The 1,170-nt window shown below is 69.8% G+C and carries 1 protein-coding gene and 1 pseudogene; both read right to left on the bottom strand.

Annotation, left to right across the window (positions count from 1 at the left end; genetic code table 11):
• Positions 1 to 63 precede the first annotated feature (63 nt).
• The gene (locus TSH64_RS28275; RefSeq protein ID WP_109450194.1) at positions 64 to 852 is read right to left on the bottom strand and encodes a CoA-transferase subunit beta; all 789 of its coding nucleotides are present in this window, start codon (positions 850 to 852) and stop codon (positions 64 to 66) included.
• Positions 852 to 1,170, bottom strand: a pseudogene (locus tag TSH64_RS28270) (CoA transferase subunit A); the annotation flags it as partial. The gene TSH64_RS28275 and the pseudogene TSH64_RS28270, both read right to left, overlap by 1 nt.

The following is a 1,170-nucleotide window of genomic DNA, read 5'->3' as shown; positions in this document are numbered from 1 at the left end:
GATCCGGCATAGCGGCCGATGGGGGTGCGGATGGCGTCGCAGATATAGGCGTCACGCATGATGTCATCCTTCCCCGCCGACCTGCCCGTGGGCGGCGGCGGTGCGGGCGTGCAGGTCGCGCAGCGCGGCCAGCGCACCGGCGTCCGGGATTTCGGTGGTCTTCAGGTCGGGCGAGATCTTCAGGTCCCAGCCGGTGGCCGCCTTGACCTGCTCCACCGTCACGCCGGGATGGATGCTGGTCAGGGTCAGCTCCTTGGTCACCGGGTCGGGGGTGAGGATGCCGAGGTCGGTGATCACCGCGGTCGGCCCGGCACCGGGGATGCCGGCCCTGGCCCGCGCGTCCCCGCCGTCGAGATATCCCGCGGAGGTGACGAAGGGCAGCTTGGCGACGAAGGCCTTCGGGCTCTGCTTGAGGACGATGAAGACCTCCTTGGCCTGGGAGGCGATCTCCGGCGCGCCGCCGGCACCGGGCAGCCGCACCTTGGGCGCGTCATAGGGGCCGATGACGGTGGTGTTGATGTTGGCGAAGCGGTCGACCTGGGCGGCGCCGAGGAAGCCGACGTCGATCCGCCCGCCCTGCAGCCAGTAGCGGAAGATCTCCGGCGTGCCGACCACGGTGTCGGCGGTCAGCGCGAGGTCGCCGTCGCCGATCGACAGCGGCAGCACCGTCGGCTTGGCGCCGATGGGGCCCGATTCATAGATCAGCACGACGTCCGGCGCATGGGTCAGCCGGGCGAGGTTGGCGGCGGTCGAGGGCAGGCCGATGCCGACGAAGCAGACGGTGCCGTCCTTCAGCAGGCGGCTGGCCGCCACCGTCATGATCTCGGTCGCGGTGAAGTCTTCGGAACCCATCACACGGCCTCCTTCATGATCTGGGCCATGCTTTCGGCCAGCACGCGGCGGAAGCCGGCGAAATCGTCGGTGTCCAGCACATGGCGCTGCATCCAGGCCTGGAAGGTCTCGCGCGAGCGGGCGATGGGATCCCAGGCCTTGTAGAAGCGGTTGTCGCGCTCCGAATAGCCCTGCGCGTAGGACGGATAGGCACCGCCGGGGACAGGGCAGACGGCCGACAGCGCCCAGTAGGGCAGCACGCAGGCGTTGGGCGGCGCCTCCAAGTCGTCGACGATCTCCTCCACCGTGACGATGGAGCGCCTGGCGGCCAGCACGGCT

The organism is Azospirillum sp. TSH64 (assembly GCF_003116035.1).
Taxonomy (GTDB): domain Bacteria; phylum Pseudomonadota; class Alphaproteobacteria; order Azospirillales; family Azospirillaceae; genus Azospirillum.
Note: the sequence above shows the minus strand (reverse complement) of the source record. Positions and strands in the feature narration are given on the sequence as shown.

Coding starts and splice junctions, on each gene's coding strand:
- TSH64_RS28275 (WP_109450194.1), bottom strand. CDS start 852: ATGGGTTCCGAAGACTTCACCGCGACCGAGATCATGACGGTGGCGGCC.